Here is a 22880-nt window from a genome sequence, read left to right on the forward strand (position 1 = left end):
ATCCCGACATCCATGACCGCTGCCAAAGACACCCCGCACCTGAGCGCCGAACTCGCGGCCTTTGCCGCCAATCTGCGCTATGAAGACATTCCAGCCCCGGTGCTGCGCCGCGCCGAGGATCTGCTGCTGGACTGCCTGGCCTCCATTCTGGCGGGCGCTTCGGCCCGCGCGGTGCAGGCCATCGACCGCTATGCCGCCGCCATGGGTCCGGCCGACGGCCCCAGCGAAGTCCTGATCACGCGCCGCCGCACCACGCCGCTGTTCGCCGCCATGGTCAACGCGGCGGCCGCCCACGTGGTCGAGCAGGACGACGTGCATAACGGTTCCGTGTTCCACCCCGCCGCCGTGGTTTTCCCGCCGGCGCTGGCGGTGGCCCAGGCGCTGGGCCGCTCGGGGCGCGACCTGCTGGTCGCCTCCGTTGCGGGCTACGAAGTGGGCATACGCGTCGGTGAATTCCTGGGCCGTTCGCACTACAAGATCTTCCACACCACTGGCACCGCCGGCACGCTGGCCGCCGCCGTCACCACCGGCCGCCTGCTGAACCTGTCGCCCGAGGAAATGCTGCACGCGCTGGGCTCGGCCGGCACGCAGGCCGCGGGCCTCTGGGAGTTCCTGCGCGACGCCGCCGACTCCAAGCAATTGCACACCGCCAAGGCCGCGGCCGACGGCATCACCGCCGCGTATCTGGCGCGCGAAGGTTTCACCGGCGCGCGCCACATCCTGGAAGGCCCGCAGGGCATGGCGGCCGGCATGTCCACCGACGCCGATCCCAGCCGCTTGTGCGACCGCCTGGGCGAGCGCTGGGCGCTGGCCGAGACCTCGTTCAAGTTCCACGCGTCCTGCCGCCACACCCACCCGGCGGCCGACGCGCTGCAGCAGGCGCTGCGCGACAACAATCTGACCGAGGCCGACATCGAGCGCGTCGTGGCCCACGTGCACCAAGGCGCCATCGACGTGCTGGGCCCGGTAGTCAATCCGCAGACGGTGCACCAGTCCAAGTTCTCGATGGGCACCGTGCTGGCCCTGATCGCCCGCCAAGGCCGCGCCGGCCTGGCCGAGTTCGACGCCGGCCTGGACGATCCGGGCGTGGCCACGTTCCGCGGCAAGGTCGAAATGGAGCTGGATCCCGAGGTCGATGGCGCCTACCCGCAGCGCTGGATCGGCAAGGTCACGGTCTACACGCGCGACGGCCGCAAGCTGCATGGCCGCGTGGACGAACCCAAGGGCGATCCGGGCAACACCCTGAGCCGGGCGGAAATCGAGGACAAGACGCTAAGCCTGGGCCGCTACGCGGACGCCGCCACGGAGCAAGAACTGCGCGGGCTGATCGCGGCGATCTGGAATCTGGAAAAGGCGGAAAAAATGGAGACGCTGCTGGCGCCGAAATAATGCCAGCAGGCGGGGCTGCGGGTTGGCCGCGGAGTGCGCGTCCAACCCGTTTTGTTTGGCGCCGATCAGGCCAGCGCCGCGCGCTGCGCCCGCACCAGGCCGGCGATGCCGCTTTCGGCCAACACCAGCATCGTGTCCAGTTCCGCGCGGGTGAAGGTGGCGCCCTCGCCCGTACCCTGCACTTCCACGAATGCGCCGCTGCCGGTCATGATCACGTTCACGTCGGCGTCGCAGGCCGAGTCTTCCTCGTAATCCAGGTCCAGCACCGCGCGGCCCTGCACCAGGCCGACGGACACCGCCGCGACCGCATCGCGGATCGGGTTCGCGGCCAGGTCGCCGCGCTGCATCAGCAACGCGACGGCGTCGGCCGCCGCCACCCAGGCGCCCGTAATGCTGGCGCAGCGCGTGCCGCCGTCGGCCTGCAGCACGTCGCAATCCAGGTGCAGCGTGCGCTCGCCCAGCGCCTTCATGTCGAACACGGCCCGCAGGCTGCGGCCGATCAGGCGCTGGATTTCCTGCGTGCGGCCGCTCTGCTTGCCGCGCGCGGCCTCGCGGTCGCCGCGCGTGTGGGTGGCGCGCGGCAACATGCCGTATTCAGCCGTTACCCAGCCTTCCCCCTTGCCCTTCAGAAAAGGCGGTACTTTCTCAAGTACGCTGGCCGTGCACAGCACATGGGTGTTGCCGGCCTTCACCAGCACCGAACCTTCGGCGTAGCGCGTGAACCCGCGCTCCAGGCTGAACGGCCGCAATTCGTCGACGGCGCGGCCCGAGGGACGGGCGATGGCGGGGGTAGTGGTCACAGGCAGACTCCAGACGTGGCTTAGATCCGCCGCATTGTACGGGGTGGCGCCGCAGGAAAACGCCGCTTGGAGTATCCTGCCGCGATATAACCGGTACAAATGGAATGGCCCGCGCCGAAAACCGGCTGGCGCGCAGGCCCGCCGGTTCCCAATAAAAAGCATTACCAGGACACGCACATCATGATTCGCAGCATGACCGCTTTCGGCAACGCCCGCGCAGATCTCGAGCAAGGCACGCTTGCGCTCGAATTCCGCAGCGTCAATAGCCGCTTCCTCGACCTCTACTTCCGCCTGCCCGACGAACTGCGCCACGTGGAAACGCCGCTGCGCGAACTGCTGACCGCCAACTTGGCGCGCGGCAAGGTCGAAATCCGCGTCTCCTACACGCGCAACGCCAACACCGACCTGTCCAAGCTGGAACCGGCCTGGCTCGAAAGCCTGGCCGAACAGCTGCAAGCCGCGCGCCGCATCCTCCCCGACATCGCCGCCCCGCGCCTGGTGGAACTGTTCAACTGGCCCGGCCAGCGCGCCAACGACGCGCTCGACCCGCAAGTCTGGGGCGCCGCCTGCATGCAGGCCGCCCAGCAGGCTCTGACCCAGCTGCAGGAAGGCCGCGAACGCGAAGGCGAACGCCTGGCCGGCATGATGCGCGAATGCGCCGACGGCGTGGCGCGCATCGTCGAACTGGTGCAGGCGCACCTGCCCCAGCTGCTGGCCGACCACCGCGACAAGCTCGCTTCCAAGCTGCGCGAAAGCGTGGAATCCGCCTTCCCCGGCGGCTTCACCCACATTTCCGGCGCGGAACTGTCGGAACGCCTGTCCCAGGAAGCCAACCTGTTCGCGCTGCGCATCGACGTGGCCGAAGAACTGTCGCGCCTGCGCTCGCACCTGGAAGAACTGCGCCACCTGCTGGGCGACGGCGGCGGCAAACCCGCCTCTGGCAAGAAGAATGCAGGCAGCGCGGGCAAGCGCCTGGACTTCCTGTTCCAGGAAATGAACCGCGAAGCCAACACCCTGGGCTCCAAGGCCGGCAGCATGGAAGTCACCCGCGCCGCCATGGACCTGAAGCTGCTGATCGAGCAGATGCGGGAACAGGCGCAGAACATCGAATAGCGGAATACGCGGCGGCGCCTCTGAGTGGGCGCCGGATCCTGGCGCAAGAAAAAGCAGCCCTTACCTGCTGGATGGATGATCCAGTGCGTAAGGGCTGCTTTTCGCCTGGTTTTCGAATTGAGAGAGGCCGGACAACCGTCCACATCTGCCGTGCTGTACTTTGAAGCTTGCCTCGCGGAAGACCCAGGTGACGGCAGTCTGATCCGTGCGGCTCTGGGCGACATCGCCCGGGCACGCGGCATGAGCCAGCTTGCCCGCGAGACGGGTCTGTCCCGTGAAGGGCTGTATCAGGCCCTATCGGCCAAAGGAAACCCGGAGTTCAGCACCATCATGAAAGTGATCCGCGCCTTGGGACTCAAACTGCATGCGGAGATTGAACACGCTTGAGAGACTTGCGCAGGCCGCGTCTTTGAGCGCGGCCAGCAACGGGGCAGCGCCACGACGGCCTGCCCATCACCCGCGCGCCTATCCCCTCGCCTCGCCCGCCGCGGGCTCCCCCCGCAACGCTGAATCCAGATAAGCACTACGCGCCCGCGCATCCGGGAAATGCATGTCGCGGTAGTTCACGAAGCGCGAGCCGCGCGCCAGCCGGTAGCCGGCCCAGATCAGCAGGAACAGCGGAATCCCGATGTAGGTGGCGACCACGCCGCCCCAATCGATCTTGTCCTGCAGGAACGCCTGGTAGTTCTGCCCCAGGGTGATGATCAGGCACAGCACGAAAGCGAAGATCGGCCCGAACGGAAAGAACGGCGACACATAGGGCAGATCGGCCAGGTTGTGGCCCTGCTTCACGTAGCCGCGGCGAAAGCGGTAGTGGCTGATGGCGATGCCCAGCCAGGCGATGAAGCCGGTCATTCCGGAAGTGTTCAGCAGCCAGATGTAGACGGCATTGGGGCTGAAAATAAAGGTAAAGAAGCACAGCGCCGCCACCACCGTGGTCGCCAGCAGCGCCCACAGCGGCACGCCGCTGCGCGAAATGCGGCCGAAGATGCGCGGCGCCTTGCCTTCGCGGGCCAGGCTGTAAAGCATGCGCGTGGCCGCGTACATGCCGGAGTTGCCCGCGGACAATACCGACGTCAGCACCACCGCGTTCATGACCGAAGCCGCCCCCAGAAGACCGGCACGCTCGAAGATCAGGGCGAAGGGACTGACGCTGATGTCCTCGACCTCGTTGCGCAGCAGGTGCGGATCGGTATAGGGAATCAAAAGGCCGATGACCAGGATGGCCGCCACGTAGAACAGCAGGATGCGCCAGAACACCTGGCGCACCGCGCGCGGCAGGTTGCGCGCCGGGTCCTTGGATTCGCCAGCGGCGATACCGATCAGCTCGGTACCCTGGAACGAAAAGCCCACCACCATGGCCACGCCGATCAGCGCGGCGAAGCCGCCCGAGAACGGCGCATCGCCCACCGCCCAGTTGGCCAGGCCGCCGGTTTCTCCGCCGCGGATGATGCCCAGCAGCATCATCACGCCCATGGCCACGAAAGCCAGCACCGCGATCACCTTGATCAGCGCGAACCAGAACTCCGCCTCGCCGAAGCCGCGCGCCGACATGGCGTTCAGGCCGAAGGTGATCGCCAGGAACAAGGCGCTCCAATAGAAGCCTGGCACGTCGGGAAACCAATAGGCCATGACCAGCTGCGCCGCCACCAGGTCCACCGCCACGGTCACGGCCCAGTTGTACCAATAGTTCCAGCCCAGGGCGAAGCCGAAGCCGTCCTCGACGTAACGCGCGCCGTAGGTGGAAAAGGAGCCTGAAACCGGCATGGCGGCGGCCAGTTCGCCCAGGCTGGTCATCAGGAAATAGACCATGATGCCGATGAGCACGTAACCCAGCAGCGCCCCGCCGGGGCCGGCCTTTGCAATGGTCGCGCCGGAAGCCACGAACAGGCCGGTGCCGATGGACCCACCCACCGCAATCATGGTCAGGTGGCGCGCGGACAGCGTGCGACGCAGTTCCGAAGGCGGGTTCGCCTTCACCTCGCGCGTGCCGCCCGAGCGACGTTCATCGTGTTCCGATGGTGCCAAAATGCATTTCCTTCAGGTCATGAAGGCACCCGCGCGCAGCGCCAGGTGCCTGGGAATTTCCAAGCAACCGGCGAGAATAGCGCAAGAGGCCCCATCCGGTGAAATCGGGCGGCCTCGGGGACGGATCGACGAACCTATTGAAACGCTGTTTCCATGAAGGTGCGCAGCTTGCGCGAATGCAGGCGTTCCGGCGGCATGTCGCGCAACCGCTCCAGGGCGCGGATGCCGATTTCCAGATGCTGATTTACCTGGCGGCGGTAGAAGGCGCTGGCCATGCCGGGCAGCTTCAGCTCACCGTGCAGCGGCTTGTCCGACACGCATAGCAAGGTGCCGTATGGCACGCGGAAACGGAAGCCGTTGGCCGCGATGGTGGCGGACTCCATGTCCAGCGCGATCGCGCGGGACTGCGCAAAGCGCTCCACCAATTCCAGATGATCGCGCAGTTCCCAGTTGCGGTTGTCGATGGTGGCCACCGTGCCCGTGCGCATGATGCGCTTGAGGTCCCAACCCGACAGCCCCGCCACCTCTTCGACCGCCTGCTCCAGCGCCACCTGCACCTCGGCCAGCGCCGGAACCGGCACCCAGGTCGGCAGGTCGGCGTCCAGCACGTGGTCCTCGCGCACATAGCCGTGCGCCAGCACGTAGTCGCCCAGGCGCTGCGAATCGCGCAGGCCGGCGCAGTGGCCCAGCATCAGCCAGGCGTGCGGGCGCAGCACGGCGATGTGGTCGGTAATGGTCTTGGCGTTGGACGGTCCGACGCCGATGTTCACCAGCGTGATGCCGGAATGGTCGCCGCGCACCAGGTGATAGGCCGGCATCTGCGGCAGGCGGACCGCCTGGTCCTCGTCGCCCGGGCCGCTTTCGCCGCGGCGCGTAATGCGGTTGCCTGGCTCCACCAGCATTTCGTAGTCTTCGTTGCCGCTGGCCATGAGCGCGCGGGCGCGGGCGCAGAACTCGTCGACGTAGAACTGGTAGTTGGTGAACAGCACGAAATTCTGGAAATGCGCCGGCGCGGTCGAGGTGTAGTGCTGCAGCCGGTGCAGCGAATAGTCCACGCGCTGGGCCGTGAACGGCGCCAGCGGCTTGGGTTCGCCCTCCTTGCCGCGCCAGGAACCGTTGACGATGGCGTCGTCCGTCACCGCCAGGTCGGGCACGTCGAACAGGTCGCGCAAGGGGCGCTTGAGCGCCTCCAGGTGCTCGCCCTCGACGTAGGCGCCCTCCGGGAAGGCGAAATGCAGCGGAATGGGCGAATCGGACTCGCCGACCTCGACCGCCACGCGGTGGTTCTGCAGCAGCTGGCTGACCTGCTCTATCAGGTAGTCGCGAAACAGCGCGGGCTGGGTGATGGTGGTCTGGTAAATGCCCGGCTCGGCGACGTGGCCGTAGGACAGCCGGGTATCGATCGGGTCATAGGTTTCCACCACGATGCGGATGGCCGGGTAGTAGGCGCGGGCGCGCTCGCGGCCGTTGGTCGAGCCTTTCAGCACTTCACGGAAGGCGGCGCGCAGGAATGCGGTATTGCGCGCATAGATTTCGATCAGGCGCTCCACTGCCGCCACCGCATCCTGGAACGGCTCGAAAGGCAAGGCTTCCGGCCGGCTCATGGAAGACAAAGGGTGCACTGCGTTCATCATCGAGCTTTACTCCGCTTCTCATCTTATCTGTAACCGCGGCCGCTGCCGGCTTGCCGGGCCGCAGGGCCGATTGCGACGATTATGCCCGAGCCCGCGCAAGATGAAGTGTCATATTCGACGGCCCGGGAAGCTGCGCGCGCCGTAACTTCCGCCGACAAGAATGCTGCATTGCACTACAAATGTAATGAAACATTATTCCATTACAATCACATGGCAGTCCGGGGTTTTACGTCCCGGTGTTGCCCCTTTCCGCCGGCTTGCCTGTCCAGGCAAAGCCATGCCGCCCACTCCGATTCTTGAAGTGACGTAATGACGCCGCCCGCGCGAAAAGCCCGAATTGCCCAACTCCGCATTCCCGTATTCCTGTCAGCGCCCATCATCGCCCTGACTCTCTCCTGGATTCCCGACGCCGCCCAGGCGTCCATCCGCTCCGAGCAGGCCCGCCCCTCGCTCACCGGCCTGCGCCTGGCGCAGGAACCCACCGTCCCCACCCTGCGCGACCGCGTCGTGCAAGCCGGCCTGGATGCCATCGGCACCCCCTACAGCTGGGGCGGCGACGATGCCGACGGATTCGATTGCAGCGGACTTGTGCTGCACGTCTTCCGCGAAATCGCCGGCCTGGAGCTGCCCCGCACCGCGCGCGCGCAACGCACCGCCGGCGAATCCATCGCCAACAAGCAGGAGCTGCGCCCCGGCGACCTGGTGTTCTTCGCCACGCGCGGCCGCGGCGTGACCTCGCACGTCGGCATCTACATCGGCCAGAACAAGTTTGTCCACGCTCCGCGCCGCGGCACCAAGGTGCGTGTGGATGAAATGAAGAATTCGTACTGGAACAAGCGCTACGTCGGCGCCCGGCGCTATCTGGATATGCAACCGGGCCAGATGCTGGCCCAGGCTTCCGCCCGCTGACGGAAATGATCGGGGCGGCGCTGCCGGCGCGCCCCGGGGGGTGGCACCACAGCCTGCCGCGGCCAGTCCATCCAGGACGCGCCGCCGCAGGCTTGCCGCGTTTCAGCCCCGGCCCACGAAGGGCATATTGGTCGCCATGATGGTCATGAACTGCACGTTGGCCTCCAGCGGCAGGCGCGCCATGGCGGCCACCGCCTGCGCCACGTGCGCCACGTCCATGCGCGGCTCCACCTTGGTGCTGCCGTCGGCCTGCAGGATGCCTGCGGCCATGCGCTCGGTCATGTCGGTGGCGGCATTGCCGATATCGATCTGGCCGCAAGCAATGTTGTAGGGCCGGCAGTCCAGCGAAATCGACTTGGTCAGCCCTGTCACCGCGTGCTTGGTGGCAGTGTAGGCAATGGAGAACGGGCGCGGCGCATGCGCCGAGATCGAACCGTTGTTGATGATGCGTCCGCCGCGCGGATTCTGCGCCTTCATCACGCGGATGGCGGCTTGCGCGCACAGGAACATGCCGGTCAGATTGGTGTCGACCACGTCACGCCAGACCGACACGGGCAATTCTTCGATCGGCATCGCCGGCGCGCCGCGGCCGGCATTGTTGAACAGCACATCCAGCCGGCCATACTCACGCTGCGCGCTGTCGAAGAGTTCACGCACGGCCTGCTCGTCGGATACATCCGTGGGCACCACCAGCGCCCTCACGCCGTCCTCGCCGGCCGCGGTGCGGGTGGCTTCCAGCGGTTCGCGGCGGCGGCCGGCCAGCACGACCCGATAACCTTGCGCCAGGAATTCCAGCGCCACCGCGCGGCCTATGCCGGTACCGGCGCCGGTGACCAGCGCCACGCGCGGGTGTTCGATCTCGTTCGCTTGCATCGGATTCTCCTTGTTATCGATCGGCGGAATGCTACCCCAATCATTCTGGCCATGCTGCAAGCGAAGGTTCCAGCCGTGACACATTCGAACGCGTCACACGCAAGCAAAAATTACCCGGCATGGCCGAACTGCCGAACGCGCCGGAAGACGCGTTTTTCCTGAAGCGATCGCGACCGGCGGATCCGCGCCCGCGCCGCTTTTTCTCGCAGAAAAAAACCGCGCAACGCATGCCATAGGGTCGACAATTCCGTGTTGATCCGTCACAAGTCTTTATATAATTCCTGGCAATTAGCTTATTACCAGAAATCCAATAACACCCACGGAGCAGGTTCTATGACCCCACGGTCCCTATCCGCCGCACTGATCCTGAGCGCGCTGCACGCCGCCTCGGCCGGTGCGCAAAGCGCGCCCGACGGCAAGCAGATCAGCACCCAGGGCGCCAACGGCGCGCCCGCCTGTATCACCTGCCACGGCGCCCGTGGCGAAGGCAACCCGGCCGCCGGCTTCCCGCAACTCGCCGGCATGGGCAGCGCCTACCTCGAAGAACAGCTCGAAGCCATGGCCAACGGCTCGCGCGTCAGCCCGGTCATGGCCGCCACCGCCAAGGCGCTGGACCCGGCACAGCGCAAGGCCGTCGCGCAGTACTACGCCTCCCTGCCCTCCGCGCAGGACATCGACAAACTGGCCGCGACCGCCATGCATCCGGCCAATCCGGCCGATACCGGCGCCTGGCTGGCTACGCGCGGCGCCTGGGACAAGAACGTGCCGGCCTGCAACCAGTGCCACGGGCCGGGCGGCATCGGCGTAGGCGCGAATTTCCCCGCCTTGGCGGGCCAGCCCGCCGCCTACATCGCCGGCCAACTGCGCGCCTGGCAGCAAGGCCAGCGCCCGCCGGGTCCGCTGGGCCTGATGCCGGCCGTGGCCACGCGCCTCTCCAGCGCCGAGATCGACGCCGTGTCCGCCTATTACGCAGGCCTGCCCAAGGCCGCCGACCAGCTTGCCGCGCAAGCCAACACCGCCGCGGGAGCCCAGCAATGACCCCCATCAGCCTGCGCCTGCTGTCCGCCGCCTGTCTGTTCGCATCCGCCGCCGCGTTTGCGGCCGAACCCCGCCCGTCCTTCACGCCGCCGCCGGCCGCGTCCATTCCCGACAACGATTTCGGCAAAGCCGTACGCGAAGGCGAGCAGATCTTCCTGCACACGCCCCAAAAGGCCGCCAAGTTCGTCGGCAACAACCTGAACTGCGTCAGTTGCCACCTGGACGCCGGCCGCCGGCCGGACTCCGCGCCGATGTGGGCGGCCTACGTGCTCTACCCCGCCTATCGCGCCAAGAACGGCCACGTCAACACCCTGGCCGAACGCCTGCAAGGGTGCTTCCGCTTCAGCATGAACGGCAAGGCGCCCGCCGCGGACGATCCCACCCTGACCGCGCTGCAGACCTACATGTTCTGGCTGGCCAGCAAGGCGCCGACCGGCGTGGTGCTGGAAGGCCAGGGCTATCGCAAGCTGCCCGCGCCCGCCAAGAAGGCGGACTACCTGCGCGGCAGCGAGGTCTACGCGCAGTATTGCGCGGTCTGTCACGGGGCCGAAGGCCAGGGCCAGAAGAACGGCAAGCACTGGGTGTTCCCCGCCCTGTGGGGCGCGGACTCCTTCAACTGGGGCGCAGGCATGCACCAGATCGGCAATGCCGCCGGCTTCATCAAGGCCAACATGCCGCTCGGACAGGCCGGCATGCTGAGCGACCAGGAAGCCTGGGACGTGGCCTACTTCATGAACGCGCACGAACGTCCGCAGGATCCGCGCTACACAGAGTCTGTGGCCGCGACCCGGGCCAAGTACCACGACTCCGACGATTCGCTATACGGTATCGAGGTCAACGGCCATCTGCTGGGCAGCGACTCGCCGCCAGCCGGCGGCATGCTGACCCAGGCCGCCGCCAAGGCTGGCGGCTAAGTCCGGAAGGCGCAAATCACGTGGCCGGCTTGCGGGTTCCCCCCTGCCCGGCCGCGTGATTTGTTATTCTTCGTGTCTTAGCATCACACGCCCGCCACATTCATGTCCGCCAATCCCGGAAACGTCTTCATGGTCGTCGCGCCCAGCGGCGCCGGCAAGTCCAGCCTGGTCAAGGCCTTGCTTCAGCAAGACCCCTCCATCCTGCTCTCCATCTCCTGCACCACCCGCGCGCCCCGCCCCGGCGAGGAAGACGGCCGCGAGTACCGCTTCGTGTCCACGGACGAGTTCAAGCTCCTGCGCGAAGGCAACAACCTGCTGGAATGGGCGGAAGTGCACGGCAATTTCTACGGCACGCCGCGAGACCGCATCGACGAAGCCACCCGCGCCGGCCGCGACGTGCTGCTGGAGATCGACTGGCAAGGCGCGCGCCAGGTGAAGCAGCGCTTCCCCGGCGCGATCGGCGTGTTCGTGCTGCCGCCGTCCATTGACGAACTCGAAAGCCGGCTCAAGGCGCGCGGCCAGGACGAACCCCAGGTGATCGCGCGTCGCCTGATGGCGGCGGGCGGCGAAATCGCCCACGCGCCTGAATGCGAATATGTTATTATTAATCAAGAATTTAGCGTGGCCTTGTCGGAATTGACTCAAATAGTCAGCGCCGCCCGGCTGCGCTTTTCGTCTCAGGCCGCCCGCCATAGCCAGTTGTTCTCGCAGCTGGGCATCCCGGCCGAGCACTGAGCCGAACGCATTCTCCCCATCCTCCATCAGCACCAGGTGTCCTAATGGCTCGCATTACCGTCGAAGACTGTCTGAATCAAATCCCCAATCGTTTCAAGCTCACGCTGGCCGCAACGTACCGCGCCCGCGAGTTGGCGCAAGGCCATGCCCCGCGCCTGGACAGCAAAGACAAGCCCACGGTCACTGCCCTGCGCGAAATCGCGGGCGGCCTCACCGGCGTGGAAATGCTGCGTAAAGTACCCACCTGATCGTTTCCGGGGGCGGCAAGCATGGCTTTTCCCGGGCTGAAGTACGCTTCATCAGGTCTGCTTGCCGCACTGCGTGCCGGCTCCCGTCTCGGGCGCCGCACGGGCAAGAAAGACAAGACTCCCCCCACGCCACCGTCCGTCGCCGCGCAAGAAGCGGCGGACGCGACCGCCTCGCCGGTCGCTTCGCTGGCGCCGCTGACCGAAATCATCGGCAGCTATCTCGACAAGAAAGACGTAGAGCGCGTGCGCGAGGCCTATCGCTTCGCGGACCAGGCGCATCTGGGCCAGTTCCGCGCCAGCGGTTCGCCCTACATCTCTCACCCCATCGCCGTCACGGAAATCTGCGCAGGCTGGAAGCTCGACGTCAACGCGTTGTCAGCCGCCCTGCTGCACGACGTGATGGAAGACCAGGGCATCGCCAAGCACGAATTGGCCGAGAAATTCGGCCCTGAAGTCGCCGAACTGGTCGACGGCCTGTCCAAGCTCGACCGCCTGGACTTCGCCACCAAGGCCGAACAGCAGGCCGAGAGTTTCCGCAAGATGCTGCTGGCGATGGCGCGCGACGTGCGCGTCATCCTCATCAAGCTGGCCGACCGCCTGCACAACATGCGCACGCTGGACGCGGTCAATCCGGAAAAGCGCCGCCGCATCGCGCGCGAAACCCTGGACATCTACGCGCCGATCGCCCATCGCCTGGGCCTGAACCTGCTGTTCCGCGAATTGCAGGACCTGTGCTTCGCGGCCATGTACCCGAACCGCTACCAGGTGCTGTACAAGGCGGTGCTGGCCGCGCGCGGCAACCGCCGCGAGGTCATCACCAAGATCGCCGATTCGGTGCGGGCCTCGCTGCCCGCCGCAGGCATCGAGGCCGAGGTCACCGGCCGCGAGAAGACGCTCTACGGCATCTACCGCAAGATGGTCGACCAGAAGAAGTCGTTCTCCGACGTCCTGGACATCTACGGTTTTCGCGTCATCGTGCACACCCTGCCCGAGTGCTACCTGGCACTGGGCACGCTGCACCAGCTCTACCGGCCCGTACCCGGCAAGTTCAAGGACTACATCGCCATCCCCAAGGTGAACGGCTACCAGTCCCTGCACACGACCCTGGTCGGCCCCTACGGCACGCCGGTGGAGTTCCAGTTCCGCACCCGCGACATGCATCATGTGGCGGAAGAAGGCGTGGCCTCGCACTGGCTCTACAAGGGCGCCGACCTCACCCTCAACGACCTGCAGAAGCGCACCCACCAGTGGCTGCAGTCGCTGCTGGACATCCAGAGCCAGACCGGCGATTCCGGCGAATTCCTGGAGCACGTCAAGGTCGATCTGTTCCCCGACGCGGTCTATGTATTCACGCCGCGCGGCAAGATCATCTCGCTGCCCCGCGGCGCCACGCCGGTGGACTTCGCCTACGCGATCCACACCGATATCGGCAACCAGGCGGTGGCCGCCAAGGTCAACGGCGAATTCGTGCCGTTGCGCACCGAACTCAACAGCGGCGACACGGTGGAAATCGTCACCTCCCCCGCTTCCCGTCCGAACGCACAGTGGCTGAACTACGTACGCACCGGCCGCGCCCGCTCTGAAATCCGCCACTACCTGCGCACCGTCAAGTACGAAGAGTCCGTGGCCTTTGGCGAACGCCTGCTGGGACAGGCGCTGCAGGAGCTGCACATGCCCCTGCCCGCCACCGACGACCCGGCCTGGCAGAAGCTGGCGCGCAGCACCGGCGCCAGCTCGCGCGAGGAAATCCTGGCCGACATCGGCCTGGGCAAGCGCCTGGCCGCCGTGGTGGCGCGCCGCTTCGCGCCCGAACACCAGCTGGTCGCGACCACGGCCGCGGCGGTGGACGAGCTGACCTCGGCGCGCAGCGCCCCCATCCTGATCCAGGGCAATGAAGGCCAGGCGGTGCAATTGGCGCCTTGCTGCGGTCCGCTGCCAGGCGACCCCATCATCGCCGGCATGCGCATGGGACACGGGCTGGTGGTGCATACCGCCGATTGCCCGGTGGCCATGCGCCAGCGCCTGCGCGAGCCGGAACGCTGGATCAACGTCGCCTGGGATCCCAACAACACCGCCAAGCACCTGGCCACGCGCCTGGACATCGTCACGCGAAACGAGCGCGGGGTATTGGGGCGGCTGGCGGCGGAGGTCACGGCGGCCGACGCCAACATCGTGCACGTCACCATGCACGACGACGCGGTCGCTACGGTGTCGCTGCATCTGACGATCCAGGTCGACAGCCGCAAGCACCTGGCGCAAGTCATCCGCGCCATCCGCCACGTGCCGCAAGTGCAGAAGATCGTGCGCGTGAAGGGTTGAGCCGTTCTTCAGTGCAGGGCTGAAACGCCAGCCCTGCACTGCGCACCTCAGGTCACGTGCTGCAGAAAATCCTTGAGCCGCTGGCTGGGCGGATTGCTGAGCAATTCGCCTGGCGGCCCGTCATGGGCGATCTTGCCGGCGTCGATGAAGATCAGGCGGCTGCCCACCTTGCGCGCAAACTCCATTTCATGCGTGACCACCACCATGGTCATGCCCTCTTCGGCCAGGTCGCGCATGACCTTGAGCACTTCGTGACGCAGCTCCGGATCCAGCGCCGAGGTCGGCTCGTCGAACAGCATCAGCTTGGGTTTGATGGCCAGCGCCCGCGCGATCGCCACACGCTGCTGCTGGCCGCCTGAAAGCTCGGACGGATAGTGGTTCATGCGCTCGGCCAAGCCGACCTTGGCCAGCAGGCTTTCGGCCAGTTCGCGCGCCTCGGCGCGGCTCTGGCCGCGCGTGTGGATCGGGCCGAACATGACGTTTTCCAGCGCGGTCATCTGCGGGAACAGATTGAACTGCTGGAACACCATGCCCGCCTCGCGCCGGATCTCGCGCACTTGCGCGGCCCCGCCGTTCACGCTCAGTCCGTCCACCAGCAAGTCGCCGCCATTGATGGTTTCCAGCACGTTGATGCAGCGCAGGAAGGTGGATTTGCCGGAGCCCGACGGGCCGACCACCACCACGACCTCACCCGCGTCGATGTTCAACGAAATGCCGTTGAGCACCATGGACTCGCCGAAGTTCTTGGTGACGTTGTGGAATTCAACCATGCTCATAGTATGCGCATCCTTCTTTCAATCAGATGCAGGCCCAGCGCCATCAGGCCGGTCAGGATCAGGTAGACGATCGCCACCGCCGACCAGATCTCGACGGCGCGGAAGTTGCTGGCCATGATTTCCTGGCCCTGCCGCGTCAGCTCGGCCACGCCGATCACGATGAAGAGCGAGGAATCCTTGAGGCTGATGATGCACTGGTTGCCCAGCGGCGGAATCATGCGGCGGAACGCCACCGGCCCGATGATGTGGAAGAGGATCTTGTGGAACGGCAGCCCCATGGCCTGTCCGGCTTCCTTCAGGCCCTTGTGCACGGACAACAGCGCGCCGCGCACGATCTCGGAAATGTAGGCGCCGGAATTGATGATGAGCGTGACGATCGCCGCCCACTCCGCGTCCACCCGGATGTTCGCCAGCAGCGGCAAGGCGAAATAGATGAACATCACCTGCACAACGATGGGCGTGCCGCGGATGACCGCAACGTAGACCTGTGCGATGGCCGACAGGATGGGATGCCCGTAAGCCCGTGTCACGCCGGACAGCGCGCCCAGCAGAAAGCCGCCGAACAAGCCCCAGAACGTGATCTTGATGGTCATCAGCGTACCCTCGAGCAGATTGGGTAGCGCGTCCCTGATTACAGTCCAGTCAAACTCCACGATATTCCCCCTATGGCGCGGCGCCGCGCCGTAGCGCGGCGGGAGCGGCGCGGGACCCTGCGCCCGACTGCGGCGTAGCGTCCGGCATCAGCCGGTGCAGGCCGATGCCGGGCGGTCCCGGAATGCAATGCGGACCCGGATGCTCAGGGCTTCTTGCCGAACCACTTGGTATAGATGGCGTCGTACTGGCCGTTGGCCTTCAGCGTGGCCAGCGCCTTGTTAACCTGCGGCACCAGATCGCTGCCCTTGGGGAAGGCGATGCCGTAGAAGTCGCCGCTCTTGACCGAGCCGACCACCTTCACGCGTCCCTTGCCTGCGGTATTGGCGTAGTACTGGACATTGGGCGTATCGTGCACTGCGGCGTCCACGCGGCCGGTGGCCAGTTCCAGATAGGCGTTGTCGATGTTGGGGAACAGCTTGAGCTTCGCGTCCGGCACCTGTGCCTTCAGGAAGTCCACGGTGGCGGTGCCGGTCTTGACCGCGACGGTCTTGCCGGCCAGGGACTTGGCGTCCTTGATGTCCGTATTCTTTTCGCCGACCAGGATGGCCAGGCCGCTTTCGTAATAGGGATCGGAGAAGTCGATGACCTTCTTGCGGTCATCGCGGATCGTGATGCCGGCCAACGCCGCATCGATGTTCTTGGTCTGCAGGCCCGGGATGATGCCCGCGAAGTCCATCGGCTGCAGCTTGTACTTGAGGTTGAGTTCCTTGGCGATGGCCGCCCACAGATCCACGTCGAAGCCCACATAGGTATTACCCTGCTTGAACTCGAACGGCACGAAAGCGGTATCGGTGGCCACCACCAATTCCTTGCCTTGGGCATGCGCGCCTGAGACAGCGCCGAACATGGCCACGGACAGGCCGACCAGTGCGGCGGCGACTTTGCGTTTGATCATGAAACTCTCCTCTTGGGGACCAGTCGGCACCCCGGGGTTGTTGTAGGGGCATGATTCCTGGGCTGCGCCGGGGTCTCCGGCACGGCTTACCGCCGATCTTAACGCATACGTCCCCACCCGGCAGCGGCCGGAAAATTTACAATCCGCATGACACCCGGAGGATTCCCATGGCCTACAAACATGTACGCATTGCCGGAAACCGGCGTCAGACCGGCCTCGCGCTGGGCAAGCTGGCGCGGCCCCTGATGGCGACCTACCTGGACCAAAGCCGCACCTGGGACGCGCTGCGGCCATGGCGCGGCCACGCCTTCCTGGACGAGTTGGCGCAGCAGGCGCAAACCGCGCTGCCGGCGATCTGGGAAGAATTGGAAGGCATGGCCGAGGGCTTGCACATGCCGATCGAGGACGTGCTGCTGTGGAACTGCCGCGGCGACCTGCTGCACAGCACCACCGACGGCTGCACCTCCGTCGCGCTGAAAGCGGCCGACGGCACACGCTGGATCGCGCACAACGAGGACGGCGATCCCTACCTGCGCGGGCGCTGCCATCTGGTCGACGTGGCGCTGGACGACGCGCCCGGCTACCTCAGCTTCTACTATCCCGGCTCCCTGCCCGGCCATACCTTCGGCGCCAATCGCGCCGGACTGGTGCAGACCATCAACAACCTGCGCATCCGGCAGCGCCATCCGGGCGTGCCGCGCATGCTGATGGCGCGCGCCGTGCTCGACTGCACGACGCTGGACCAGGCGCTCGCCCTGATGCGCGACCTGCCGCATTCCGGGGGCTTTCACCACACGCTGGGCGCGGCCGGCGACGCCCGCCTGCTTAGCGCGGAAGTGGCGCCAGGCGAGGTTTCCATCCTGGAAATCGGCACGCGCTACGGCCATGCCAATCACATGGTGCATGCCGACATGGGGGGCATCGCGCAGATCGTCACCGACTCGTCGCGGGCACGGCAAAACCGCATCGAAGGCATCGTGGACGGCTGGTCCAGCGCCACCGCCAGCGCGGATCTGCTCGCCGCCTTGCATAACACCGAAGGCGAACTGCCGATACTGCGAACCTCGCCGGACGATCCGGACGACGAAAACACGCTGGCGACGGCCGTCTTTGAAATTGGGGAAAGCGAAGTGACCTTGCGGGTATACGACCGGAAGGCCAAGGCGGAGATCGCGCTGGACGTCATGTCGGATGCGGAGTGAGATAGCCGCGTGACCCATCAACAAAACGGCCGCGTCATCACTGACGCGGCCGTTTTGTTTCCGTGCGGACGGATTACGCCGCCCCGTAGCCCCCGCCTCCCGGCGTTTCGACGACGAAGATATCGCCCGGACGCAGCTGGGCGCTGTCCTGCGGACCCAGCTCCTGGACCGACCCGTCGGCGCGTTCGACCGAGTTGCGGCCCATGGCGCCGGGCTGCCCGCCCGCCAGGCCGAACGGCGCATACAGGCGGTTGTTCGACAGGATGGCGGCCGTCATGTCCTCCAGGAAACGGATGCGGCGCACGCCGCCGTCACCGCCCGGATAGCGGCCGGCGCCGCCCGAGCCCTTGCGGATTTCGTAGGACTCCAACCGCACCGGGAACCGGAACTCCAGCACTTCGGGGTCCGTCAGACGCGAATTGGTCATGTGCGCCTGCACCAGCGAGGTGCCGGCGAAACCTTCGTCGCGGGGACCCGCGGCGTCGATGCGCACCGGACCCGCGCCCGTGCCGCCCGAGATGGTCTCGTAGTACTGATGACGCGCGTTGCCGAACGTGAAGTTGTTCATCGTGCCCTGGCTTGCGGCCAGCACGCCCAGCGCGCCGTACAGCGCGTTGACGATGCACATGGACGTTTCCACGTTGCCCGCTACCACCGAGGCCGGCGGATTCGGGCGCAGCATCGAGCCTTCCGGCAGGATGATGGACAGCGGCACGAGGCAGCCGTCGTTCAGCGGAATATCGTCATTGACCAGCGTGCGGAACACGTACAGCACCGCCGCCACGGCGATGGCGCCCGGCGCGTTGAAGTTGTTGTCCAACTGGTTGGACGTGCCGGTGAAATCCACCACGGCGCTGCGCGCCTCGGTATCCACCTTCACGGCGACGCGGATCACCGCGCCGTTGTCCAGCGGGTACTCGTAGCTGCCGTCCTTCAACACCGAAATCACGCGGCGCACCGCTTCCTCGGCGTTGTCCTGCACGTGTCCCATGTAGGCGCGGACCACGTCCAGGCCGAAGTGGTCGCACATGCGCAGCAACTCCTGCACGCCCTTTTCATTGGCGGCAATCTGCGCGTGCATATCGGCGATGTTCTGGTCCGGATTGCGCGCCGGCCAGCGGCCCGAGCCCAGGATGCCGCGCGCCGCGGCCTCGCGGAATTCGCCGTTCTTCACCAGCTGGAAGTTGGTAAAGAGCACGCCCTCGTCTTCCACCGTCTTGGAATCCGGCGGCATGGAACCCGGCGTGGTGCCGCCAATGTCGGCGTGATGGCCGCGCGAACCGACGTAAAACAGGATCTCGCGCCCCTCTCGGTCGAACACCGGCGTGATGACCGTGACGTCGGGCAAGTGCGTGCCGCCGTGATATGGATCGTTGACCACATAGGCATCGCCAGGCTGCATGCTGCCGGCGTTGGCGCGCATGACCGTGCGCACCGATTCGCCCATGGAACCCAGGTGCACCGGCATGTGCGGGGCATTGGCGATCAGCCGGGCCTGCGCATCGAAGATCGCGCAGGAGAAGTCCAGGCGTTCCTTGATGTTGACCGAATAAGCCGTGTTCTGCAGGCGGTAGCCCATCTGCTCGGCGATCGACATGAAGAGGTTGTTGAAGACCTCCAGCATGACCGGATCGGCCTGCGTGCCGATGGCGCGGCGTTCCGGACGCGCTTCCACGCGACGGATCACGAAGTGGTCCTGCGCCGTCAGTTCGGCCTGCCAGCCGGCCTCGACCACCGTGGTCTGGTTGGGTTCGGAAATGATGGCGGGTCCCGCCACCACGTCGCCGCCCGCCATGTCCTCGCGCACGTACAGAGGCGTATCGCGCCAGGCGCCGCCGCTGTACATGCTGACGACGCGGCTGGGAGCCAGCGCGCCGTCGCGCACGCGCGCGCTGGCGGCTTCGCCGACGCGTTCGCCGCCGCCCGTGGCTTCGACCGATATGGTTTCCACCACCAGTTCGCGGTTGGGCATGAGGAAGGAATAGCGCAGGCGGTAGGCCGCTTCGAATTCCTTGCGCGCCTGTTCCAGGTCGGTGTACGCCACTTCCAGCGAGGTATCCGTGCCGCGGTACTTCAGGTGCAGGCGGCGTTGCACGCTGATGTCGCTTTCGGCGACATGCTGGCGGCGCAGTTCGCCCACCGCCTGGCCAGCCAGCTCGTCGAGGTCGCCCTTCAACGCCTGCATCAGTTCGGCATCGAGCACCTTCTCGACCGTCTTCTGGCGCATGTCGGTCTGGTCGGCCAGGCCCATGCCGTAGGCCGACAGCACGCCACCCAGCGGGTGCGCGAACACCGTGGTCATGCCCAGCGCATCGGCCACCAGGCAGGCGTGCTGCCCACCCGCGCCGCCGAACACGGTCAGCGCGTACTCGGTCACGTCATGGCCGCGCTGCACCGAGATGCGCTTGATGGCTTCGGCCATGTTGCCCACGGCGATTTCCAGGAAGCCTTCGGCCAGCTGTTCGGGACTCATTTCGCGGCCGGTGGCGGCACGCACTTCGTCGGACATGGCCGTAAAGCGCGCCACGACCGCCTCGCGGTCCAGCGGTTCATTGGCTTCGGGACCGAAGACCTTGGGGAAAAAGTCGGGCTGGATCTTGCCCAGAAGGACGTTGCAGTCCGTCACCGCCAGCGGGCCGCCGCGGCGGTAGCAGGCGGGACCCGGGTTGGCCCCGGCCGAATCGGGGCCCACGCGCAGACGCGCGCCGTCGAAATGCAGGATCGAGCCGCCGCCCGCCGCCACGGTGTGGATGCTCATCATGGGCGCGCGCATGCGCACGCCGGCCACCTGGGTCTCGAACTCGCGTTCGAATTCGCCCGCGTAATGCGACACGTCGGTGGAGGTCCCGCCCATGTCGAAGCCGATGACCTTGGGAAAGCCCGCGATCTCGCTGGTGCGCACCATGCCGACGATGCCGCCGGCAGGACCCGACAGGATGGCGTCCTTGCCGCGGAAACGGTGCGCGTCGGTCAAGCCGCCGCTGGATTGCATGAACATGAGGCGGATGCCCGGCAGTTCGCCGGCCACCTGGTCGACATAGCGCTTCAGGATGGGCGACAGATAGGCGTCCACTACCGTGGTGTCGCCACGCGACACGAACTTGATCAGCGGGCTGACCTCGTGCGAGGCCGACACCTGCGGGAAGCCCACTTCACGCGCGATGCGGGCCGCGATGCGCTCGTGCTCGGGCGCATGCCAGGCGTGCATGAAGACGATGGCCACGGCGCGGATGCCGCTGTCGTAAGCGGCCTGCATGGCCGCGCGCAGCGCTTCCTGATCCAGCTCGCGGATCACCTCGCCGTCGGCGGCCACGCGCTCGTCCGCTTCCACCACGGACTCGTAGAGCATCTCGGGCAGGACGACATTGCGGTCGAACAGGCGCGGACGGTTCTGGTAGGCAATGCGCAGGCCGTCGCGGAAACCCCGGGTCGTCACCAGCAAGGTGCGCTCGCCCTTGCGTTCCAGCAAGGCGTTGGTGGCAACGGTAGTACCCATCTTCACGCACTCGACCTGATCGGCGGGCACGGGCTGGCCGGGCGCGATGCCCAGCAGCTTGCGGATGCCTGCCACGGCCGCGTCGCGATACTGCTCGGGGTTCTCCGAGAGCATCTTGGCCGTGGTGGTCGTGCCATCGGGGCGCCGCGCCACGATGTCGGTAAAGGTACCCCCACGGTCAATCCAGAATTGCCACTTCATAGCTGTCCTTGCAAACAAAGGGTCGCCGCGGCGCCTGCGGCCGCGCACGGGTAAACGGAATCAGAGAGAGGTCGCCGCGCGGGCCGCCTGGTCGTACAGGCCGGACAACGCGCGCAGCGTATGCGCCAGTTGGCGGCTGTAGTCCAGCCCGCCCCCGCCCGGCGCGTCCAGGCCGGCGGTCAGGCATTGTTCGCGGACCTCGGCATAGCGCTTGAGTATGGCCGCGCCTTCCGGGGTCACGCTGTAAAAGACTTCCTTGCTGCTGCGCTCGCCCTTGACCACGCCCAGGCGGTCCAGCTTCTTAAGCGCGTAGCTGACGATGTGCGTGTCCTCGACATTCAGCGTAAAGCAGATGTCGGCCAGCTTTTTGGGGCGCTCACGGTGATAGACATGATGAAAGACCATCACGTCGGTGGGCGTCAGATCGGGCAGCCCGGCCGCCGCCATGCAGCGCACGGTCCAGCGGTCGAAGGCATGGCTGGCGATCATCAGACCGAATTCCACTTCGGAAAGATCAGGCGCGCTGCCGCCGGCCAAATGGGCCGACGATGCAATCAAAGTGGGGGTCATGGAAGACGCAAGCCGAGTTTATATGAGCGAAATACTAATAATTTATCTATATTTCATCAATAAAAAACGCGGACGGGACGCCAAAAATTCCCTCTTTCGAGGGAATACCCCTAGGAGACTGCAAGCGAAACGACGGTTTTAAGGCGCCGACCAGCCCATGGGCAGGTTCGCCCGGATCAACCATCCCGCGATGGAAATCCGCGGCGCGATCTCGGGCATGGGATCGCCCGGACCGAACCAGCGCGCATCGGCGATCTCGTCTTCCTGCACGCGTATGTCGCCGGACACGTAGTCCGCCGTGAACGCGACCATGAGCGAATGCGGAAACGGCCAGGACTGGCTGCCGAAATACTGCAGGTTGCCGACCTTCAGGCCGACCTCCTCATGGACCTCGCGGTGGATGGTCTGTTCGATGCTTTCGCCGGGCTCGACGAAACCGGCCAACGCGGTATAGCGCGAGGTCGCGGTGGTGGTGTGGCGCGCCAGCAGGATGCTGTCGCCCTTGCGGATCAGCACCATCATGGCGGGCGAAATGCGCGGGTAGGCCGAGAAGCCGCAGGACGGGCAACGCAGACAGAATTCGGTGGGCACCCGCTCTGCCGGCGTACCACAGACGCCGCAGAACCGGTGCGTGCGCGCCCATTCGGCGATCTGGTAGGCGCGTCCGGCCAGCGCCATGCGCTCGTCATCCAGCACGCCAAAGAGCGAACGCAGCTTCCTGAAGGCGTAGCCCTGCGGCGGTTCCACGCCAGGTTCGACATGCACCGTGCGGCAGGGCGAGCCGGGCATGGCCCAGATCGGCTGCAAGGCCGCGGCCGCCACGCCTATCTGCACACACAAGGCGGTGTCCGGCAATACGGCGGACGTCTCTTCAACCAGCAACTCATCACGACGGAAAACGAAATTCACACACGCCTCGGCACCATGCATTCGATACGCAATGTTAGAAGAAAAACGGCTGCCGCAATGCGTTTGCGCAAAGATTGAACCCTCAATGATCGACGCTGCGCACGCCTGTTAGGAATAACCCGTAAAGACGCGATTTCGCGCGCCCCGCCGCCGCATAGCAACATAGAATGGCACGGC

The 22880-nt window shown here is 66.1% G+C and carries 20 protein-coding genes; 10 read left to right on the plus strand and 10 right to left on the minus strand.

Going from position 1 to position 22880, the window contains the following annotated elements; genetic code table 11:
• The first annotated feature begins 12 nt into the window (after positions 1-12).
• Entirely contained in the window at positions 13-1389 is a 1377-nt protein-coding gene (locus ACZ5YA_RS05880; protein ID WP_280016144.1) for an MmgE/PrpD family protein, read from the plus strand.
• A 65-nt stretch (positions 1390-1454) separates the two neighbouring features.
• On the opposite strand, the gene rph is transcribed toward ACZ5YA_RS05880, so the two are convergent.
• Positions 1455-2189 carry a ribonuclease PH gene (gene rph / locus ACZ5YA_RS05885; RefSeq protein WP_054454085.1) on the minus strand — a complete coding sequence of 245 codons (735 nt, stop codon included), beginning with the start codon at positions 2187-2189 and terminating at the stop codon, positions 1455-1457.
• Positions 2190-2369: 180 nt separating this feature from the next.
• Between rph and ACZ5YA_RS05890 the strand changes: the two genes are divergently transcribed.
• Together ACZ5YA_RS05890 and ACZ5YA_RS05895 are read left to right on the plus strand one after the other, a co-directional pair.
• Positions 2370-3302, plus strand: a complete 933-nt coding sequence (locus ACZ5YA_RS05890) for a YicC/YloC family endoribonuclease (protein WP_059376168.1) — start codon at positions 2370-2372, stop codon at positions 3300-3302.
• A 24-nt stretch (positions 3303-3326) separates the two neighbouring features.
• Complete coding sequence (locus ACZ5YA_RS05895) at positions 3327-3689, plus strand: addiction module antidote protein (protein ID WP_347881406.1); 363 nt, start codon at positions 3327-3329, stop codon at positions 3687-3689.
• Between the two features lie 78 nt (positions 3690-3767).
• On the opposite strand, the gene ACZ5YA_RS05900 is transcribed toward ACZ5YA_RS05895, so the two are convergent.
• On the minus strand, positions 3768-5282 hold the full coding sequence (locus tag ACZ5YA_RS05900) for an amino acid permease (RefSeq protein WP_464092837.1): 1515 nt from the start codon (positions 5280-5282) through the stop codon (positions 3768-3770).
• Between the two features lie 182 nt (positions 5283-5464).
• Positions 5465-6964 carry an AMP nucleosidase gene (locus ACZ5YA_RS05905; protein ID WP_370127645.1) on the minus strand — a complete coding sequence of 500 codons (1500 nt, stop codon included), beginning with the start codon at positions 6962-6964 and terminating at the stop codon, positions 5465-5467.
• A gap of 309 nt (positions 6965-7273) precedes the next feature.
• Between ACZ5YA_RS05905 and ACZ5YA_RS05910 the strand changes: the two genes are divergently transcribed.
• Positions 7274-7873, plus strand: a complete 600-nt coding sequence (locus tag ACZ5YA_RS05910) for a C40 family peptidase (RefSeq protein ID WP_464092190.1) — start codon at positions 7274-7276, stop codon at positions 7871-7873.
• A 102-nt stretch (positions 7874-7975) separates the two neighbouring features.
• Here ACZ5YA_RS05910 and ACZ5YA_RS05915 read toward each other — a convergent pair whose 3' ends face one another.
• Positions 7976-8746: an SDR family oxidoreductase gene (locus ACZ5YA_RS05915; protein WP_059375790.1), complete on the minus strand. Its 771-nt coding sequence runs from the start codon at positions 8744-8746 to the stop codon at positions 7976-7978.
• Positions 8747-9079: 333 nt separating this feature from the next.
• Between ACZ5YA_RS05915 and ACZ5YA_RS05920 the strand changes: the two genes are divergently transcribed.
• From ACZ5YA_RS05920 to ACZ5YA_RS05940, 5 genes are all read left to right on the plus strand, one after another.
• The gene (locus tag ACZ5YA_RS05920; protein WP_059375787.1) at positions 9080-9784 is read left to right on the plus strand and encodes a c-type cytochrome; all 705 of its coding nucleotides are present in this window, start codon (positions 9080-9082) and stop codon (positions 9782-9784) included.
• A complete protein-coding gene (locus ACZ5YA_RS05925) occupies positions 9781-10698 on the plus strand; it encodes a c-type cytochrome (protein WP_464092191.1) in 918 nt (305 codons plus the stop codon). Before ACZ5YA_RS05920 ends, ACZ5YA_RS05925 begins: the two co-directional genes overlap by 4 nt.
• A 102-nt stretch (positions 10699-10800) precedes the next feature.
• On the plus strand, positions 10801-11433 hold the full coding sequence (gene gmk, locus ACZ5YA_RS05930; RefSeq protein ID WP_251879972.1) for a guanylate kinase: 633 nt from the start codon (positions 10801-10803) through the stop codon (positions 11431-11433).
• 44 nt (positions 11434-11477) lie between these two features.
• Entirely contained in the window at positions 11478-11681 is a 204-nt protein-coding gene (gene rpoZ, locus ACZ5YA_RS05935) for a DNA-directed RNA polymerase subunit omega (RefSeq protein ID WP_006219679.1), read from the plus strand.
• A 21-nt stretch (positions 11682-11702) separates the two neighbouring features.
• The gene (locus ACZ5YA_RS05940) at positions 11703-14000 is read left to right on the plus strand and encodes a RelA/SpoT family protein (protein ID WP_054454071.1); all 2298 of its coding nucleotides are present in this window, start codon (positions 11703-11705) and stop codon (positions 13998-14000) included.
• A gap of 47 nt (positions 14001-14047) precedes the next feature.
• Here the strand turns inward: ACZ5YA_RS05940 and glnQ are convergent, their stop codons facing one another.
• From glnQ to glnH, 3 genes are all read right to left on the minus strand, one after another.
• Positions 14048-14776 (minus strand): glutamine ABC transporter ATP-binding protein GlnQ, encoded by a 729-nt coding sequence (gene glnQ / locus ACZ5YA_RS05945; RefSeq protein ID WP_059375777.1) that lies wholly within the window; start codon positions 14774-14776, stop codon positions 14048-14050.
• On the minus strand, positions 14773-15429 hold the full coding sequence (gene glnP / locus ACZ5YA_RS05950) for a glutamine ABC transporter permease GlnP (protein WP_054454065.1): 657 nt from the start codon (positions 15427-15429) through the stop codon (positions 14773-14775). The genes glnQ and glnP overlap by 4 nt, the downstream gene beginning before the upstream one ends.
• A gap of 143 nt (positions 15430-15572) precedes the next feature.
• Positions 15573-16325 (minus strand): glutamine ABC transporter substrate-binding protein GlnH, encoded by a 753-nt coding sequence (gene glnH, locus ACZ5YA_RS05955; RefSeq protein ID WP_054454063.1) that lies wholly within the window; start codon positions 16323-16325, stop codon positions 15573-15575.
• A 167-nt stretch (positions 16326-16492) separates the two neighbouring features.
• Here glnH and ACZ5YA_RS05960 point away from each other — a divergent pair, with 167 nt between their 5' ends.
• The gene (locus ACZ5YA_RS05960) at positions 16493-17527 is read left to right on the plus strand and encodes a C45 family autoproteolytic acyltransferase/hydolase (protein ID WP_280016143.1); all 1035 of its coding nucleotides are present in this window, start codon (positions 16493-16495) and stop codon (positions 17525-17527) included.
• A 73-nt stretch (positions 17528-17600) separates the two neighbouring features.
• Here ACZ5YA_RS05960 and ACZ5YA_RS05965 read toward each other — a convergent pair whose 3' ends face one another.
• From ACZ5YA_RS05965 to nudC, 3 genes are all read right to left on the minus strand, one after another.
• Positions 17601-21224: a hydantoinase B/oxoprolinase family protein gene (locus tag ACZ5YA_RS05965; protein ID WP_464092192.1), complete on the minus strand. Its 3624-nt coding sequence runs from the start codon at positions 21222-21224 to the stop codon at positions 17601-17603.
• Positions 21225-21284: 60 nt separating this feature from the next.
• Entirely contained in the window at positions 21285-21794 is a 510-nt protein-coding gene (locus ACZ5YA_RS05970; protein WP_059375770.1) for a winged helix DNA-binding protein, read from the minus strand.
• 138 nt (positions 21795-21932) lie between these two features.
• A complete protein-coding gene (nudC, locus tag ACZ5YA_RS05975; protein WP_118932038.1) occupies positions 21933-22703 on the minus strand; it encodes an NAD(+) diphosphatase in 771 nt (256 codons plus the stop codon).
• Between the last annotated feature and the right edge of the window lie 177 nt (positions 22704-22880).

The organism is Achromobacter sp. JCM 18799, assembly GCF_055395645.1.

What these genes read in the sequence shown, in the direction of transcription:
- ACZ5YA_RS05880 (WP_280016144.1), top strand. Translation starts at nt 13, where the DNA reads ATGACCGCTGCCAAAGACACCCCGCACCTGAGCGCCGAACTCGCGGCC.
- ACZ5YA_RS05890 (WP_059376168.1), top strand. Translation starts at nt 2,370, where the DNA reads ATGATTCGCAGCATGACCGCTTTCGGCAACGCCCGCGCAGATCTCGAG.
- ACZ5YA_RS05905 (WP_370127645.1), bottom strand. Translation starts at nt 6,964, where the DNA reads ATGATGAACGCAGTGCACCCTTTGTCTTCCATGAGCCGGCCGGAAGCC.
- ACZ5YA_RS05910 (WP_464092190.1), top strand. Translation starts at nt 7,274, where the DNA reads ATGACGCCGCCCGCGCGAAAAGCCCGAATTGCCCAACTCCGCATTCCC.
- ACZ5YA_RS05915 (WP_059375790.1), bottom strand. Translation starts at nt 8,746, where the DNA reads ATGCAAGCGAACGAGATCGAACACCCGCGCGTGGCGCTGGTCACCGGC.
- ACZ5YA_RS05920 (WP_059375787.1), top strand. Translation starts at nt 9,080, where the DNA reads ATGACCCCACGGTCCCTATCCGCCGCACTGATCCTGAGCGCGCTGCAC.
- ACZ5YA_RS05925 (WP_464092191.1), top strand. Translation starts at nt 9,781, where the DNA reads ATGACCCCCATCAGCCTGCGCCTGCTGTCCGCCGCCTGTCTGTTCGCA.
- gmk (WP_251879972.1), top strand. Translation starts at nt 10,801, where the DNA reads ATGTCCGCCAATCCCGGAAACGTCTTCATGGTCGTCGCGCCCAGCGGC.
- rpoZ (WP_006219679.1), top strand. Translation starts at nt 11,478, where the DNA reads ATGGCTCGCATTACCGTCGAAGACTGTCTGAATCAAATCCCCAATCGT.
- ACZ5YA_RS05940 (WP_054454071.1), top strand. Translation starts at nt 11,703, where the DNA reads ATGGCTTTTCCCGGGCTGAAGTACGCTTCATCAGGTCTGCTTGCCGCA.
- glnQ (WP_059375777.1), bottom strand. Translation starts at nt 14,776, where the DNA reads ATGAGCATGGTTGAATTCCACAACGTCACCAAGAACTTCGGCGAGTCC.
- glnH (WP_054454063.1), bottom strand. Translation starts at nt 16,325, where the DNA reads ATGATCAAACGCAAAGTCGCCGCCGCACTGGTCGGCCTGTCCGTGGCC.
- ACZ5YA_RS05960 (WP_280016143.1), top strand. Translation starts at nt 16,493, where the DNA reads ATGGCCTACAAACATGTACGCATTGCCGGAAACCGGCGTCAGACCGGC.
- ACZ5YA_RS05965 (WP_464092192.1), bottom strand. Translation starts at nt 21,224, where the DNA reads ATGAAGTGGCAATTCTGGATTGACCGTGGGGGTACCTTTACCGACATC.
- ACZ5YA_RS05970 (WP_059375770.1), bottom strand. Translation starts at nt 21,794, where the DNA reads ATGACCCCCACTTTGATTGCATCGTCGGCCCATTTGGCCGGCGGCAGC.